This window comes from Elusimicrobiota bacterium, assembly GCA_026388075.1.
GTDB lineage: Bacteria > Elusimicrobiota > Endomicrobiia > Endomicrobiales > JAPLKN01 > JAPLKN01.
Genome location: JAPLKN010000077.1, coordinates 1 through 17,843, shown reverse-complemented (window position 1 = coordinate 17,843; position 17,843 = coordinate 1). Strand labels below are relative to the sequence as shown.

Sequence of the window (17,843 nt, the reverse complement as noted above, 5' to 3'; positions counted from 1 at the left end):
TTGCGTGCCTACAAGATTTTCAATTTCCCATCCCACTCCAAGGTTTACTGCCTCAAAAATTCCGAAACTCATCCGCGTAAGCACTCCCCCGTCAGAAAAAAAACGAAAATCCACATTATAGTTTGCGTAGTCAAGCATGCCTTTGGTAGGAGTATCAAATATATAAGTTGTTTCAGAAAAAGCTGGAACGGAAGAAAAAACCAGAAAAAATATTGCGAGAATTTTTATTACTATTTTTTTTTGAACAAAAAAACTCATTCTATAATCTCCTCTTTATAATAAAATGTCCAATCGCTAGACTTATATGTTCTTATATATTTATAAGTGTATTGAAATTGATTATATGTTTTTAGCCCAGTTTTGTCAAATAAAATTATTTTCTTGATTTAATTATATTAGAACTCATTTTTCAACAAGTTTTTCAAGCTCTGAGAGTTTCTGCTTGGCCAGCCCGCTTTGGGGATTAACCCTTAAAAGATCTTCAAACTTTTGTTTTGCAAGTTTGTAGTTTTTTGCCTGAGAATATGCGACACCCAAATTTCCTAAAAGAGTCTGATTTTGAGAGTCAAGTTTTAATGCTTCGTTGTAGTGCTCTATTGCATCTTCTAATCGGCCAACGCTAAAATACGCATTTGCAAGATATAAATTGGCTTTAAGGCTTTTGGGCACCAACTTTATGATCTGTTCACAAATGTCTAGAACTTTCTGCCAATTCTTTAAAGCAATGTTTTGCTCTGCTTTTGCAAAAAGACTGTCAAGTTTTTCTAAAAATAAATCTTTCTTCCCCAACTTGGAAAATGTAACAGCCAAATTTTTGCGGGCCATCACGAAATCAGGGTCAATCTCAAGCGCTTTTTTGTATGATTCTACGGCTTTTTCGTCAGCATTAACTCTTGTATACAAAAATCCCAGATTATTCCAAACATCCTTATCATTTGGGAAGAAAAATACGCACTGTTCAAGCAGTTTTATTCCGGCTTTTGCGTAATAGTCAGTCTTTTGAAGGAAAATACCCCCCAACGCAATATATTCTTCCTTTGTTACCGGATTTAGGTACAGCGATTTAGAATATTCATCAATAGCTTTTTCATATTCGCCTTTCTGGGAAAGCATATTTGCCATATTAAAATATATTTCGTCATATCCTGCGTTTGCGCGTAAAGATTCTCCGTAATAAAAAATTGCTTTATCTATTGCGCCCTGGCGCGCGTATGCATTAGCAAGTTCATAATTATTATTTACTTCTAAACGACGGAATTTATAAGAAAGCCCCAATTCTTTTATAGCTCCGTGAAGATCGTTTCCCCGAGAGGCCTTAAAACCTTTAAAAAAGTAAACTTCAGCAATAAAATCTTTTGTGTATCTTACTAAAAGTAAAACGCTGAAAAATAAAATAGTTAATATTACAAGTTTTCGTAAAGGTTGCTCTAATTTTACAGGCATTATTTTTTTAGAACCCAAACTAAACAATAGGCCGAGATTCCACCAATAAAGGAATCCCGGTATAGGAAAATTTATGGATACATTCAAAATATTGTCTGCAAGCATACCGACAGCTGAAGAAGTTAACGCTATCGCAAGAAATCTTCTTTCATCATTTAAGCTTTTTATCAAAAAATAGGAATATCTAAAAAATACGATAAGAATCCATAAATATATGCCAAATCCTATTATACCGGTCTGAGACCAGATTTCAAGAATTTCATTATGAGTATTGTTTGCATGGGTCCTGAAATTTCTGTATGCTTCAAGAAAAAGGTGCCTGCCCTGGTAGAACGGATAAAAAAGTTCGAAACATCCCCATCCTTTCCCCAAAAAAGGATTTTCCTTTATCATATGCCATGCGCAAGACCAAATAAGTCTTCTCTGATGCCAAGGCGCGTAATAAGTTCCTTCGGCTTTAGCAGTCTCAGATAATCTTTCAATTACCGTAGGATTATATCCCTCAACCTTACTCTTCGGCCAAAACACCAACAAAATAAGAAAAAGCCCAAAAATAAAAAACAAAAAACTGCCTTTTTTCTTTAAGAGTTCTTTTTCAAATTTCCATAGAAAAATCAGACTTACCAATATTGATACGGATAATCCGCCCCACGAAGAACGCGTCAAAGTGCAAAGCAAAGCCGAAAAAAAAGTGACAATAAGAAAAAAATAAATCGGCCTGGAACGGTTATTGAACAAAAAATTGACAAAAGCTATAGGGAAAAGAAGTACTATATAGGACGAAAGAAAAGTCGGGTTTCCAAAAGTTGAAACGCTTCTTCCGCCGAAAGGATTAAGAGTGCGAGGCCAAATTGGCTCTATACCGAAATATTGGACTATACCGTACAATGAAGAAATAAAACCCGCCCACAAAACAAAATTAATAAATTTTAAACGGTTGTTATCATTTGCAAAATTATACGCGGCATAAAATACGAGTATTTGATTTACCAAAAGAAAAAGCCATCTTTTAAGACCTTCGCTATAAATACTGTAACGTAAATAGGGATCAGAAAAATTAGCAACAAAAACTAAAATCCAGGAAACCGAAGCAACCCCCAGAAAAGAAAGGAGAGGAATATCCAAAATTGTCTTAGGCAAATTTAGTTGTTTGTTTTTTAATCCTGAAGAAAGCCATATCATCCACAGAATAACGGTAAGCCCGTTTAAAAGCACTATCTGAAAATAGTATGGATTTCTTGTAAGGTCTGTAAAAAAAATTAAAGGCGGGATAAATAATAGAGCGTATATCAGGTAGTTATATAAACGAGTCATAAATTCTTATTTTTTTATTCCAAAAACTTTTAAAACATCCGGATCGTTAGGCGAAATAACTCTAATTTTTTGCCAATATTCTTCTGCAAGTTTTTTCCTATTGGTTTTGGCGTAGAGCAAAGCAAGATTTTTCATAGCGCTTACATAATCGGGAACAAGATCAATAGCCTGTTTGTAATATTTTTCAGCCTGATTAAAATCGTTATCCAAAAATCTTAAATTTCCCAAATTGATATACGTTTCCGCGTACTCGTTTTTTCTTCGCGATGCCCAGTCTTCCACCCACGCATTATGCGGCGGAAGTTTTAACTTTGAAGGAAAATCAATATGCATTTTATAAGCGTTTTCAGCCTTATTTTTTTCGCCCAGCTGCATATAAATCCATGCCATCCTGTAATAATTCAGATTGAATACAGGATCAATTAGTCTATACCGTTCAAATTCGTCAAGAGCTTTTTTCCAGACCTCTTCTTTTTTCTTTTTATGTTCTTCAGCAGATTTTAGGTTGCCTTTCTGTCTAGCTTCGTATTCAAGACGGTTTTCATCCTGTCCCCATTTCAGATAAATTAGTCCGGCTTGGTGATGAGACTGAACATAGTTAGGCGCAAGTTTCCAAGCTTTTTTGTATTCGTTTATCGCATTTTCTGCGTCCCCGTTTGCCCAGCGATCGTTATAGACATTCCCCATGAAATAGTAAGCCATAATAAAAGACGGGTTATCTTTCGCAACTTCGCGATAAGTATTTAATGCTTCATTCCACTGTCCCTGTTTGGAATAAAAAATGGCTTTGTTATGATTAAGATCAGCCCTGAAATACCCGATAAATATCCAGCAAAGATAAGCTGCTATTAAAACAACTCCCACCTGTAAAATCCGCCTAGGAAACTCCGGCAAAGGATTTTTATCTAAATTTGTTTCAGCCTTTTCCGGCAAAGGGCTATTTAATGCTAAAGCTCCTATAAGGCCTATAAAAAGCCACAACATTACCCCTGAGGAAACAAACCTTAATGAAACACAAGTGAAGTCGTGGACAAGCTGGGCCATCACCGCCGTCAATATGCCAAGCTGATAATACGCTCTTACATCATGTGTGGGTTGTCTTTTGTCAACAAGAGAAAATATTTTAAGATTTTTAAAACCCATCGTTAAAAAAGCTGCCAACAAAAGAAGAAAAATACCAAAACCAACGGTTCCTTCGTCATACCAAACCTCAATATACTCATTTTCCGAATGATCAGTTTCCGTATTATGTTTTGCTTCAATAAAAAATATCTGAGGTCTTCTCCATGCAGGGTAAGTTACATAAAATGTCCCTATGCCAGTCCCGATAATAGGGCTTGTTTTCATCATCTCCCAAGTAGAAAGCCATGTAAATACTCTGAAAGATGCGCTGTCACTTCTTTGTTTCAAAGATTTCCTCATCCCGTAGCCTAAAACAACAAAAAGTCCCAGAATCATTACCGCTAATATTTTTTTGATTTTTTCTTTGTTAGCGTGAGAAAAAAACCCAACATAAAAAAATGCAAATATAACTATCCCTGCCGAAAATCCCAGCCAAGCCCCTTTTGAAAATGTAAATATAACGCAAAAAGCCACAAGAAGCCATAAAACTAAAAGATGCAGCTGCTTTTTCATCAAAAGCATCGCAAGAACCACAGGATTCATAACTACCAGAAAATCGCCGAAAAAGTTGGGGTTTCCGAAAGTAGAAAAAATTCTGCCCCCAAATGCTCCCCTCCACATGAAAGGATCAAGGCCCGGTTCAGGAGCGCCCGGGAAAAACCGCGTGTCAAAATATTGAACCAGCCCATATATTGTTACAATAAATGTCGCCCCAATAAGCCAGTTAATAAGCCTCCGAAGTTTTTCTTCGCTGTTAAATTCAGAAACGGCAAGCACCGCAATACCCATATAAATTACCCGCCTAATGAGCTCGTTTGCGCTTGCTAAAGGGAATGCTGAATGGAGGTGAGAAATTATGCCTGAAACAAGGTAAGCCAGGAGAGGAAAAATAATCAGGATGTTTTTCTTGAAAAAAGATAAAATATCTTCTTCAATAATTTTAATAATCCATATCGCCAAAACGATTGTTCCGCCCAACTGCGTAAAAGTGATTTTGATCTGGGCGGAATCATAGGTTTTAAGATAAAATCCTAATGCAATTAAGAAGTAAAGTATAGGCAGGCCGTAACTAATAATAATTTCCGTGTATTTAATAATCTGGGCGCGCACTTCTTCAATTGCATTGCTCATTTATTCTTTCATCTTCCAGGCAATATTTTTGCAGGCCTGCCTTATATTGTCTATATTTTCAGATTTTTCCGCCATGCTTTTGATGATTTTCCCGCTTTCAACATCTATCATATTTGCCAAAACAAAGTATTGTCCGTCCACATCCTCAATAGATCCGGTAATTATGTAACGAGCGTTAAGCAATTTCCCGGTCTGGACAGTTTGCTCCTGATCCGTTAGTCCTGAAAGCTGAGTTTGATATTCCGAAGTGATTTTTTCAATATTTTCTCTATCAACAACATTAAAGACACCACTGTCTATAATTTCAAGTCTTAAAAGATTTGAAGCAACCTTAACAATATAGCTGGGAACATTTTCAGTCTTTAGATCGTATACAGCAATATTTTCTTTATCTTTAGAAGCTTTAATTACTTCTTTGGCTTTTTGTTTGAGTTTTTGTTTTTCCTTTTTTTCGGTTATTCTTTTTTTACGAATGTGTTTTGATCCGAATTTTTTTAACAGGCCGAAACGATGAGTCTGGCCTAAATCCCCGTACGGAACCCATGCATAGTCAAAAGTAAATTCGCCAAAATTAAATCCAAGGCCTGCTGTGACATTTACTAAAGGAAAATCCCCGAGTTTATTGCTGTCAAAAGGGTGCCTGTATCCGGCTCTAAGCGTTACAGCTTTTGTAAGAATAAATTCCATGCCGGCCTTAGCTTCACTAACGCTGTCAAGATAACTGACTACTTCCACACCGGCAAAAATATTCGGCAGAAAATATCTCCCAACACCAGCGTAAGCTCCGCCGGGCAGTTCAAATTCTTTGACTTTTGGCCCGAGATTAAAAACTCCGAAACCTATCTCCCACTCTTGAGGCAAATCGCAAAAATATCCGCCAAAAGACATCATGGCACCCGAGTTAGAACTCGTATCTATTTTTTCTTGCACATACCTTGCAGTAACACCGTAAGAAAAATTTCTCGATATCCTGTGGCCGAAACCGATACTGCCAAGCATATCATAATAGTCAAAGTTTCCCGATTCTGAAAATCCTTCAAAGCTTGAATCTGCAACCGTTTTAGTAAGCCCGCCAATACCGACATAACCCAATGAAGCATTGAAAGCCATTGAATCTTTGAATAAATGATTATAATTCAGATAGCTGTAATTTGTTTCTTGAAAATATATGATGTGGTTTAAAGAAATCTCGTTTTGTTCCGACCACGGTAATACTGCGGGATTTGATTGTGGCGAACCGGAAGCAGAAAAGCTGACCATTTCCCCCATTCCGGAATCTCTTGCGGAAGGACAAATTTTTAAGAAAGGAAAAATGCTGGTTCCGCCCGACGATGCTGAAAGATTACATGCCCCTAGTAAAAAAATTATTAATAAAACTGCAATTTTTCTAAACATATTCATTTAAACTTTCCCCAAAGTAAAAAATAAGCCGGCGAAGGGATTTGTTGAGCACTTTAAAGTAATTAAATAAGCGAAATCCCGACACGGCGTGGATTGAGCACCTCAAGAATCCTAAATCTGCGAAATTCCTGCCTGCGGCGGGCAGGCGCCTAAGGTGGAAACCCCTGTTATTCGCTTACCCGCCAAAAATAGCCGCCTGTCAGACTTGAACTGACAACCTATCCCTTACGAAGGGAGTGCTCTACCATTGAGCTAAGGCGGCTTAACCGGCGGGCAGGCGAAGCGATTGCTCTCCCTGGGCGCTCACCAACTCGCGCCCGTCGCTGACTTGTCTTCGTTATTACTTCCTGCTTTCGCAGGTCCAACATCACAGACAGCGACCCACTGTCAGCCCTAGGCTGATCCGCCATGGGCGGAAGCTACGCCAGCATTTGATAATAATAATTAACCATCAAAACAGCAAAATTCCGCTTCAAAGAAAAAACGAGAAATGAGTTAAAAAAACAATAAGAATCACGCAATATTTTGAATTAATTTTCAAGCTTTGGACAGTGGCTAATTATACTTTATAAGTTTGGGTTAGTCAATGAAAAACCAGGTACCAGTTATCAGTAACCAGTGACCAGTAAATCTAAAAACATAATCATAAAAATTTTTTTTTATTATTGTTAGCTAGTAACTAGTAGTTTGTCCTTGAGATTTGTCGTTACCGGTATCTGGTTACTGGTGGCTGGTGGCTTCTTTATTTAAAAGATAATTTGATATTTCTTTTGCGGCTTTCTTACCCATGCCCATCGCAAGTATTACTGTGTCTCCGCCGACTATATCTCCTCCGGCAAAAACTCCGGAAATTGACGTCATTTGTTTTTCATTAACTTTTAGATGCCCCTCTTCGTCCGTTTCAAGCCCTTTTGTCAAGGAAGCCAAAAGAGGGTTCGGGCTCAAACCCACAGCCAAAACAACAAGATCCACGGGCATACTAAAATTTGACCCCTGAATTATTTTCGGCCTTCTTCTTCCGGATTCATCCGGTTCGCCCAACTCCATTTTCACGCATTCCATAGTCTGAACAAACCCTTTTTTATCGCCAATAAATTTTACCGGATTTGTCAAAATCATAAACTTTATGCCTTCTTCTTTTGCATGTTTAATTTCATCAATTCGTGCCGGCATCTCAGCTTCAGATCTTCTGTATACAAGAGTTACTTCTTCTGCGCCAAGCCTGAGAGCTGTGCGTGCGGAATCCATCGCAGTGTTTCCACCGCCGATAACCGCAACATTTTTACCAACATATATTGGAGTATCTTGTTCCGGAAATTCGTAAGATCCCATCAGATTAACTCTTACCAAAAACTCATTTGAAGAATAAATATTGTTTAAGTTTTCGCCGGGAACATTAAGAAATGATGGAAGCCCTGCGCCGGTTCCTATAAAAATAGCCTTGAATCCTTCAGAAAAGAGATCTTCAATACTTTTAGTCCGGCCTATCAAAAAATTAAAAATAATGTTTACCCCGATGTTTTTAAGATATTCAATTTCATAATCTAAGACTTTCTTTGGAAGACGAAATTCCGGTATTCCGTACCTTAAAACCCCGCCTGAACTATGCAAAGATTCAAAAACAGTTACGTCAAAACCCATCCGGGCAAGGTCTCCGGCACAGGTTAAACCCGCGGGGCCCGAACCGATTACCGCAACCTTAATGCCGTTTTTGGGGGCATTTTTAAAAATCTTTTTGTGAGAGGACATATGTTCTTTTTCCCAGTCGGCAACATACCGCTCCAAGTTCCCGATTGCTACCGGTTCCCCTTTTTTTCCGATAATACACTTTTGCTCGCACTGAACCTCTTGAGGACAAACTCTTCCGCAGACAGCAGGCAGATTATTTTTATCTTTCATTATTTTGACTGCTGATTCCATCTTTTTTTCAGCTATAGCTTTTATAAAACCGGGTATATTTATTTCAACGGGACAGCCTTCAACACAAAAAGGCTTTTTGCACTGCAAACACCTTTTTGCTTCTTCAACCGCCTCTTTTTCGTTATAGCCGAGGTTAACCTGAAGAAAATCCTTTTTTCTTTCTTCAGCCGAACGCTCCCGCATATGAACTCTTTTCGCCATGAAATACCTCATTTTTTTCTTTAAAAAATGCCCGTGCATTATACTAAGAATCAATATTTATTGTCAATCCTTGACAATTTAATTGCATTTAACTAAAATAACCAAACTTCAATAAAGCTCGGACAATGGCGTCCTCAAAGCTTTAGAATATCCTCTCAGTTGGCCAATGACGTCCAACCTAACGGTAAAATATATATTTTTAGGTAATAAACGGTCTTTTGAAACATAGAATGTTTTTTAAAGACTTTTAGACAAAGGCGTCCACTTGATAACCTCGTAACTTTATTGTTTTTCCTGCTTAAAAAAGGACATATTTAGGGTTGTAGGTTTATCCAAGTATCAAACTTTTTGAGGACGCCTCCAAAAAATGGAGGCAAAAAAATGACTAGTCATGCTTATATTCAAAGTGTTCTTGAAACCGTCAAGAAACGCAATCCAAACGAACCTGAATTTCACCAGGCAGTATTTGAAGTCTTAGAATCGCTTAAACTTGTTATAGAAAAGAATCCGGAATTTAAAGATGCTTCTCTTCTTGAAAGAATTGTGGAACCCGAAAGACAGATATTTTTTAGAGTTCCATGGCAGGACGATAAAGGAAAAATCCAAGTTAATAGAGGTTTCAGGATCCAATTCAACTCTGCTATCGGGCCATATAAAGGCGGCATAAGGTTTCATCCTTCCGTTTATATCGGAATAATCAAATTTTTAGGTTTTGAACAGATATTTAAGAACTCTTTAACTGGCCTTATGATGGGCGGCGGAAAAGGCGGATCGGATTTTGACCCGAAAGGAAAATCTGACTCTGAAGTTATGAGATTCTGCCAGAGTTTTATGAGCGAACTTTTCCGTCACATTGGTGCTGACACTGATGTGCCTGCCGGTGATATCGGTGTCGGTGGAAGAGAAATAGGTTTTATGTTTGGCCAATGGAAAAAATTGACCGGCCTTTTTAACGGCGTTTTGACCGGAAAAGGTTTACCCTACGGCGGTTCCTTGGCTAGAACGGAAGCAACCGGATACGGATGCGTTTATTTTACGGATGAAATGCTAAAGGACCGCGGCACAACCTTTGAAGGAAAAACGGTTGTGATTTCCGGATCAGGAAATGTCGCTATTTATGCCCATGAAAAAGCAACTCAGTTAGGTGGTAAAGTTGTTGCAATGAGCGACTCAAACGGCTACATATATGATAAACACGGCATCAATCTTGATACTATAAAAAGGCTTAAAGAAGTTGAGCGTAAACGCATAAGCGAGTACGCAAAGGAACATAAATCAGCTGAATATAAAGAAGGGGATTCATCCGCTATTTGGAATGTTAAATGCGATATCGCCCTTCCTTGCGCAACGCAAAACGAGCTTGACGAAAAAGGCGCGGAAACATTGATCAAAAATGGCTGCATTGCTGTAGCTGAAGGCGCTAATATGCCTTCTACACCTGAAGCCGTAAAACTTTTTATAAAACATAAAGTTTCTTTCGGCCCCGGAAAAGCAGCAAATGCGGGAGGTGTTGCAACATCAGGCTTAGAAATGGCGCAGAATTCGCAGCATCTTTCTTGGAGTTTTGAAGAAGTTGATAAACGGCTGAAAGATATAATGGTAAATATTCATTCATCCGCAAAAGAAGCTTCTGAAGAATACGGAACACCTGGCAATTTAGTTAACGGCGCAAATATAGCCGGATTTATGAAAGTAGCAAAAGCCATGATGTCGCAAGGCGTAGTATAAAATTGGTTTAAACATAAAAAGACGGTACGCCGAGGCGCACCGTCTTTTTTATTTTCAAGAAATTATTTAATTTTTTTCTTCTTTAACATTTCATCCAGCGAGCCGCCGTTTTTGACATTCTTAAAACCATTTTCTTTAAGTATTTCCAGCGCCTCTTCAGACCTGACGCCGCCGGCACAATAAACTATAATAGGCCTTTTTTTATTTCCGAATTCTTCAAGTCTTCCTTCAATTTCATCTACAGGTATGTTTATCGCCCCCGGATAGTGCTTTTGCCTAAATTCCCATGATGTGCAGACATCTACTATAAAAGTTTTTTCCTGCACAACTTTGTTCTCAGCCGAATAAATACTCGCTGTCGCCAAAAAAATGGAAAACAAAATCAAAACTATCCTCTTAAGATAAAACATTTTGTTCCTCCTCAATCTGCCTATTTTTTTTGTTATGCTTATCTGTTAGCTCTTAGCCACCATAAAGCGCTTGTTATCTTCAGTATAATAATAAAAAATAAAGTTTTAAATATTCCCAAAGAAGGCACCATTAAAATACCCAAAATCAGTGCCCCAAAACACCCGCCTAAAAGATCTAAAGCGTAGACTTTCCCCGTAGAAACGCTTTCACTGTCGTTTACAATGTTTTTCCGTGCCGCAACAAGTGAGGGAAACTCAAATCCGACAAGAAATCCTGAACCAAAAGAAAATACTATCGTCATTACCAATGATATGATTTTAAAATAAAACAAACCCAACCACAATGATACCCACAATACAAACGCAATTTCAATATATCTTATTTTAACTAAATTTTGTTTTTTTGAAAAAACAATTGAACCTACAGCAATACCCATCATAAATGAAGCATTTAAAATACCTATCAAAGAATAAATATTTCCGGCCGTTGCCTGTAATACAATTATGCTTATTATCTGAAGCCCCATTCCCGCCGCACCGGATGAAAACGAAGTTCCCAAAACTCCCATTTTCTTAGATAAAAACCATGCAAAAAGCACTAACCACAAAACCCATAAATATCTGTATAAAATTTCTAATATTTTTGCGCTTTTATTTTCAGAAAGAGAATATAAATAAATAAGCGAATTTTTTACGGCTATTGGCATCATATCTTTATTTATTAAATTTATCGGATTCCGCCAAATTGAATCCCTTGCCTTAACTTTTCCAATTTCATTAGTAAAATCTATCTCTTTTTTCTCGTCGGCCCTATATTCAATATAACCAGGCGAAAGAAATTTGGTTTCAAAAGGAAACATTTTAAAATTTTTAAGGAGCTCTTCCTTTTTTTCTTTAAAAGGCACACTTGATACGATAACTATTGCCTGATTTTCAGGAAGAATTTTTATATAAGGAAAAACGCTTTTTATCGTTTTAATTAAGCAGGCATTTAAGGCAGCCATCTCATCACTGACATATACGATTGATCCTGGAATGCTGAACACCACTAATCCTTGGGGTTTAAGGATTTTTATTAGGTCTTTAAAAAATTCTTTTGTATAAAAACGATTTAAAGAAATTGTAGACGGATATGGGAACCCGATAAAAATTGCATCGTAACTGCTATAATATTTTTTTACATAATTTCTTCCATCTGAGTAAATAATATTAACTTTTCGGGTTTTATTTAAATCAATCGGAAATAATTTCTCAACTGACTTCATAAGTTCCGGATCAATTTCGATATAATCAGTGGAAAGTCTTTTATCTTTTGATAAAGCCATGGCATATTTTCCTGCGCCGCCAAAAACTAAAATCCTTGAAGGTTCTTGATGATAAAGAAGCGGGATATACGAAAAGGTTTCTATATTTTCGGTTTCCTTGCCCGGGAAAGTTCCTATCACTGCGCCGTCAGATAAAAGATATTTTTCTTTTTCTCTTTCTAAAACAGTAATTTGACCGTATGGTGTATCTTTACGCTCCAAAACATTAAATCCTGCATAAAGTTTTTCTTTTGAATAATTTTCAATATATGCGCTTAACCTGGGAATTAAAAAATAAAATAATATGGCTAAAATAAACGCTAATAATAGCCCAAAAACAGTTTTTCTAGGGATTAGTATTGAACTAAAAACTATCGCTAAACATGATATAAAAAGGATAAGCGGCACAGCCGAAAATACTTTTATTAAAACAAAAGTAAAAAGAATTCCTCCCAGCATAAACCCCATCGATTCCCAGAGATATATTTTCCATGACAATGAACCAACAAGTTTACTTTGTGCCCAATGAGCGCCTAAAGAAAACTGGCTTCCGATCAAAAAACTCAAAGGAAATATTGCAAGGAAGGAAGATATTAATAGATAAGGTAATCCTACTGACTGGCCCGGCAAAAGATTTAAAATATTTCTTATATTACTCAGCATTGGGAAAAGAATCAACAGGTATATTCCCGTAAAAAATAATGATAATGAAATTGCGTTTTTAAAGTTAATTTTTTTATTTATCCCGAAACCAGTTGAAATATAGCTCCCTAAAGCGGATCCCAAAAGCCATTCAGCAAGAATAAGACCTATTGAAAGTTCATTGCCTCCAAAAATGACAAGCATCTCCCTTAACATCAGTGTTTGGGATGTAACAGTAATAAAACCAAAAATGAGAAATGATAAAACTATCATATTTTTATTTTATCATTTTATAAATATATTGAAAACAATCTTTATATTAGTTAAAATTATTTTACAATTATGCGTAAAATATTGGTATTTCTTATTTCTGTCTTTTTGTTTCTCAATACATCTCTTTCAGCTAAAGAGGCGAAATACTACAACAAGCTTGAAGGAAACCAGGTTCAATGCCTTCTTTGCCCTAGAGAATGCGTGCTTCAGGAAGGACAAACAGGAACATGTTTAGTAAAGAAAAACGAAAAAGGGACTTTAGTAAGTCTTGTCTATGCTAAGGTATGCTCAACCAACATTGATCCGATAGAAAAAAAGCCTCTTTTTCATTTCTTGCCGGGCTCATCCACTTTTTCTATTGCAACCGCCGGCTGCACATTGCGTTGTGTTTTCTGCCAAAACTGGGAAATATCCCAAATGTCTCCGCAAGACGTAAGAAGTCAGACCCTTTATCCTGAGCAAATCGTAAAACTTGCGAAAGAAAATAACTGTAATTCCATATCCTACACTTACAGCGAGCCGACAGCTTTTTATGAATATATGTATGATACCTCAATTATTGCGCATAAAAACGGTATCAAAAATGTTGAGGTAACATCCGGCTATATTAATCCAGAACCTTTGAAAGAGTTATGCACTGTATTAGACGCTGCCAGCGTTGACCTGAAAGGCTTTTCTGACCGGGTCTATAGAAGGGTTTCCGCAGCAAAACTTTCGCCCGTACTAGAAACGTTGAAAATAATGAAACAGAAAGGAGTCTGGCTTGAAGTCGGCTATCTTGTAATTCCCACTATCAATGACAGCTCAGAAGAACTTAAGGACTTCGCAATGTGGGTTTCAGCAAATCTCGGCAAAGAGGTACCTGTGCATTTTTTAAGATTTTTTCCGATGCATAAACTCACCCAGCTTCCGCCGACCCCGATAGAAACACTTGAAAGGGCCTACAATATTGCCAAAAGTGCGGGCTTAAATTATGTCTACCTGGGCAATGTACCCGGTCACAGAACTGAAAATACGTATTGCCCGAATTGTAAAAAAATGCTAATAGAAAGAAAAGGATATTTCGTAGGAAAAATAAATTTAAATAAAGGGCGCTGCAAATTCTGTAATTATAAAATTGCGGGGGTCTGGGATTAATAGCGGATAGTACATAGCGTATAGCGAATAGAAAAATAGAAAAGCCCTTAAACGTCTTTGCAGTTCCTATACGCTATCCCTGCCCCCGCCACGGGCGGGCGGCGCTAAACGCTATACGCTAGAGAATATGAAAAAACTGATATTCCTAATTATTTTACAGCTTTTTAATATCGGATTCAGTCTGGCGTATGCGGAAGATAAAGACGTAAGGCAGCCCGCTGTGGCAGGACAATTTTATCCGAGTAATCCAAATGAACTTTCTTCCTACATTGATAAATTGCTGCAAAATGTTGAAGACCAGTCAAAAATTTTAGGAAAATCTCAAATATTGGCAATCCTTGTTCCCCATGCGGGATATGTTTATTCGGCGCAAATTGCGGCTTATTCATACAAGCTTTTAATCAATTCAGATATAGACACTGTAATTTTAATAGGAAACAGCCATAATTTTCCTTTAAAGCGCGGGGCAGTAGATTTAAATAAAATATTTTTGACGCCCCTGGGAGAAGTTCCTGTCAACCGCGATATTGCAAAAGATATTTTGAAAAAGACTCAAGTTTTGGAAGAAAATAATTATGCTCACATACCGGAACATTCCCTTGAGGTACAGATTCCTTTCCTTCAAAAAGTCTTGAAAAAAAATTTCTCAATTGTTCCTGTCCTTTTAGGACAGATTAGTTTGGATGAATGCAAACAAATCGGCAAAGCCATTGCTGATACAATCAGAGAAAGAAAACTTATAGGCAAAACCGTTATTGTTATCTCTTCAGATATGTCACATTTTCCTTCATGGGCAAATGCCAATCTCGTTGACAGCGCCACGCTAAAATCATTGGAAAAATTTGATCCGAAAACGCTTCAAGAAACTATCGGCACATATGAAAACTCTGAGACTCCAAATTTGCAGTGCGTTCTCTGCGGCAAGGAATCAGTTTATACCGGAATGTACGCGGCCAAAGAGCTTGGAGCAGATAAAGCAGTGGTATTAAAATATTCTAACTCAGGAAATGTTTCAGGCGATAAATCGCGCGTTGTAGGGTATGGCACTGCAATTTTTACTAAACCGTTGGACAAAATAAAATCTGGAGAAAATCCTATTAAACAATCTAAGGAGAAAACCATGTCAGATTTTACTATTTCAGAAAAAAACCAAAAGGAATTACTTAATCTTGCAAGACAATCAATTGAAAATTATTTAAAAAACGGGAAACGCACAGAATTCAAAACTGATGACAAACAACTGCTTAGTAATTCAGCGGTTTTTGTAACCCTAACAAAAAATCATAATCTTCGCGGATGCATAGGAACAACCTCGGCTCATCTCCCTCTATATAAAGTTGTAAGCGAATACGCTATAGCAGCAGCAGAAGAAGACCCGCGCTTTAACCCGGTAACAGAGGATGAACTTAAAGACATAAAAATTGAGATTTCGGTTCTTTCTCCGATGCAAAAAATTCAAAATCACGATGAAATAAAACCAAATATAAACGGCGTTTTAATTAAACGCGGGCTTAGAAGCGGCCTTTTCTTGCCTCAGGTTTGGGAACAGCTTCCAAGCAAAGAAGAATTTATGAACGAGCTTTGCTGGCAAAAAGCCGGTCTTGAACCCGATGCATGGAAAAAAGGAAACGTAGATATTTATACTTTCACGGTCTTTGCTTTTGAAGAAAAGTGACTCGACTTAAAGGAGAGTCACCCTGAATTTATTTCAGGGTCTATAAAAGATGCCGAAATAAATTCGGCATGACATTACTCTATGATTGACGGTTTTATCCTCGGCCTCAGCAATACTTTTGGGTGCATAACTGTATGTGCGCCGATTTTTCTTCCTTACCTTTTAGCCTCTGAACTTAATCCTTTAATTCAAATTTTAAAATTTCTTGCAGGAAGGCTGATTGCCTATCTTTTCTTTGCTTTATTTGCCGGATATATAAGCATTTATTTTGAAGGAAAAATTAATCCTGATATTTTATATTCTTTGACTGTTATTCTGGCTATTTGGCTTATCTTGTTTAGCATTGGAAAAATGCGAATCCATGCTCCCGTGTGTAAAATAATCGGGAAAAATGTTTCTGGAAAAAATATGCCTTTTTTCCTGGGAATTGTTTTGGGATTGAATCTATGCCCGCCGTTTTTGATAGGATTAAACGAGGTTTTGAAATTTGGAAGCCTAATTAAATCAGTAATTTTCTTTGCCGGTTTTTATCTGGGTTCAAGTCTATGGACTTTTTTACTATTATTTTCTAAGCCCCTGCAAAACAATAAATATTTTCAAATTGCCGCCCAAATTATTGGTGTAATTGTAGGCCTTTATTATCTATGGAAAGGAGTAAGCGGTTTTTTTTAGCGGATTAAAAGATTCAGAAATATACCTATAATAACCGTCTGTGGAACTGTTACCAATGGAAGCCATATAGCAGTTTTTCTCCCGATATTTGCCCACAAAAGACCTATCTCGGTATAATCGGTAACTACTCCTCCCATTAGAAACACAAAACTGTTCCCTAACGCCTTTGTCTGCCGGTAAATCTCAAAGGCAAGAGGAGCCGTCCCTTCTGAGCAAACCTCAAGTACAGTTGCCAAAGCAAGTGTAACAAATATTCCTAATACAGACGGGCCCATGAAACGGTGAAATATATGCGAAGGTATATAAGCCCCGCTCAAGCTTGCAAGACCAATACCTATAAGAATCCACCACAGCACCATATTTGACAAAGAAAGCGTGCCAACAAAAATATTTTTAACATCTTTTTTAAGTTGGGCGATTGAAAACCTATAGGAACTTAACTTATTTCTGGCATCTCTAATTATAGAATAATTATCATCAACTTCTAGCGTATTCGGATTTGATTCAACCAGTTTTTTATGTTCCAAATACTGAAATACATAACCGGTTATTATAGCAACAATTATCGTTAAGAAAATGATATATAAAGCTTTTAAACCAAAAAAACTTACTAACATAACAGTAAGTGTAAAATTTGCCCAAGGGCTTGCCAAAAGAAAACTAACCACGGCAGGAGTTGATGCTCCTTTTTTGTAAAGCTGAATAGAAATCGCCAAAATCCCGTGCGAACAAGTACTCATTAGGAAACCAAGCAGCACAGAATATATGATTGTCCTTTTTTTCTTTCTGGCAAGAACCTTTGAAATATATTCGCTTGGGACAAAAGCATCTATAACTCCCCCGAATAAAAGGCCAAGGATGACCGCCCACCATATCATTTTAAAATACATAAACAAATGTATCCTGAAAGGCCCTAGAAAAGGCATTAAATACGACATCCCTACTAAAAGAGCAATTACAGCAGAAACTATAAAAACTTTATTTTTTAAAAAAGAATTGTTTTTACTTGAACAAGAAGGACATTTTTCAACGGATCCCACCTCTAATGAAATTCCTTTTTCTCTTGCGTATTTTTCAAGACAATGGCGGCTGCAAAAATAATAAGTTTTACCTTTATGCGTTAATTTAAGTTCAGTATCGTCGCTGACTTTCATACCGCAAACGGGATCTACTTTGGCCATTTAAACTCCCCAAAAAGCATTTTTATCGACAACCTGCCGGCCCGGCACCAATAATAATAATGTGTTTTTTTGCTCATTTTTTCTCTTTTTTTAACCCAGATTTTTCAATAGAAAAATCTGCACGTAGTGCCGCACCATTGAAAAATGCTGAAAAATGAAGCACTTTAAAAGAGTGTCAGCTGGAAACCCCTGCAAACATTTAATTGAACAAGTTATAAATGGTGCGGGGTTAACCCAGCTCGTCGGTGACGGGCTGCCCCTTCAGGACAAATTTTGCAATCTGTTGCAA

Annotated in this window: 12 protein-coding genes and 1 tRNA gene; 4 read left to right on the top strand and 9 right to left on the bottom strand. The window is 37.2% G+C overall.

Going from position 1 to position 17,843, the window contains the following annotated elements:
- The 6 genes from NT145_04650 to gltA form a co-directional block, all read right to left on the bottom strand.
- The coding region (locus NT145_04650) for a hypothetical protein (protein ID MCX5781976.1) at positions 1-258 on the bottom strand (258 nt) is incomplete at its 3' end.
- A 144-nt stretch (positions 259-402) separates the two neighbouring features.
- The gene (locus NT145_04645) at positions 403-2,757 is read right to left on the bottom strand and encodes a tetratricopeptide repeat protein (protein MCX5781975.1); all 2,355 of its coding nucleotides are present in this window, start codon (positions 2,755-2,757) and stop codon (positions 403-405) included.
- 6 nt (positions 2,758-2,763) lie between these two features.
- A complete protein-coding gene (locus tag NT145_04640) occupies positions 2,764-5,010 on the bottom strand; it encodes an O-antigen ligase family protein (protein ID MCX5781974.1) in 2,247 nt (748 codons plus the stop codon).
- A complete protein-coding gene (locus NT145_04635) occupies positions 5,011-6,405 on the bottom strand; it encodes a PorV/PorQ family protein (protein MCX5781973.1) in 1,395 nt (464 codons plus the stop codon).
- A gap of 196 nt (positions 6,406-6,601) precedes the next feature.
- A tRNA-Thr gene (locus tag NT145_04630) sits at positions 6,602-6,673 on the bottom strand.
- A gap of 458 nt (positions 6,674-7,131) precedes the next feature.
- Complete coding sequence (gene gltA / locus NT145_04625; GenBank protein MCX5781972.1) at positions 7,132-8,532, bottom strand: NADPH-dependent glutamate synthase; 1,401 nt, start codon at positions 8,530-8,532, stop codon at positions 7,132-7,134.
- A gap of 381 nt (positions 8,533-8,913) precedes the next feature.
- Here gltA and gdhA point away from each other — a divergent pair, with 381 nt between their 5' ends.
- Complete coding sequence (gene gdhA / locus NT145_04620) at positions 8,914-10,260, top strand: NADP-specific glutamate dehydrogenase (GenBank protein MCX5781971.1); 1,347 nt, start codon at positions 8,914-8,916, stop codon at positions 10,258-10,260.
- Positions 10,261-10,322: 62 nt separating this feature from the next.
- Here gdhA and NT145_04615 read toward each other — a convergent pair whose 3' ends face one another.
- Together NT145_04615 and NT145_04610 are read right to left on the bottom strand one after the other, a co-directional pair.
- On the bottom strand, positions 10,323-10,670 hold the full coding sequence (locus NT145_04615) for a rhodanese-like domain-containing protein (protein ID MCX5781970.1): 348 nt from the start codon (positions 10,668-10,670) through the stop codon (positions 10,323-10,325).
- A gap of 38 nt (positions 10,671-10,708) precedes the next feature.
- Entirely contained in the window at positions 10,709-12,889 is a 2,181-nt protein-coding gene (locus NT145_04610) for a hypothetical protein (protein MCX5781969.1), read from the bottom strand.
- A gap of 69 nt (positions 12,890-12,958) precedes the next feature.
- On the opposite strand from NT145_04610, the gene amrS reads away from it, so the two are divergent.
- From amrS to NT145_04595, 3 genes are all read left to right on the top strand, one after another.
- Positions 12,959-14,026 carry an AmmeMemoRadiSam system radical SAM enzyme gene (gene amrS, locus NT145_04605; protein MCX5781968.1) on the top strand — a complete coding sequence of 356 codons (1,068 nt, stop codon included), beginning with the start codon at positions 12,959-12,961 and terminating at the stop codon, positions 14,024-14,026.
- A gap of 127 nt (positions 14,027-14,153) precedes the next feature.
- Complete coding sequence (amrB, locus tag NT145_04600) at positions 14,154-15,701, top strand: AmmeMemoRadiSam system protein B (protein MCX5781967.1); 1,548 nt, start codon at positions 14,154-14,156, stop codon at positions 15,699-15,701.
- A gap of 81 nt (positions 15,702-15,782) precedes the next feature.
- Positions 15,783-16,373, top strand: coding sequence for a sulfite exporter TauE/SafE family protein (locus NT145_04595; protein MCX5781966.1), 591 nt, complete (start codon positions 15,783-15,785; stop codon positions 16,371-16,373).
- Here NT145_04595 and NT145_04590 read toward each other — a convergent pair.
- Positions 16,370-17,554, bottom strand: a complete 1,185-nt coding sequence (locus NT145_04590) for a permease (protein MCX5781965.1) — start codon at positions 17,552-17,554, stop codon at positions 16,370-16,372. The genes NT145_04595 and NT145_04590 overlap by 4 nt on opposite strands.
- Positions 17,555-17,843: the final 289 nt, after the last annotated feature.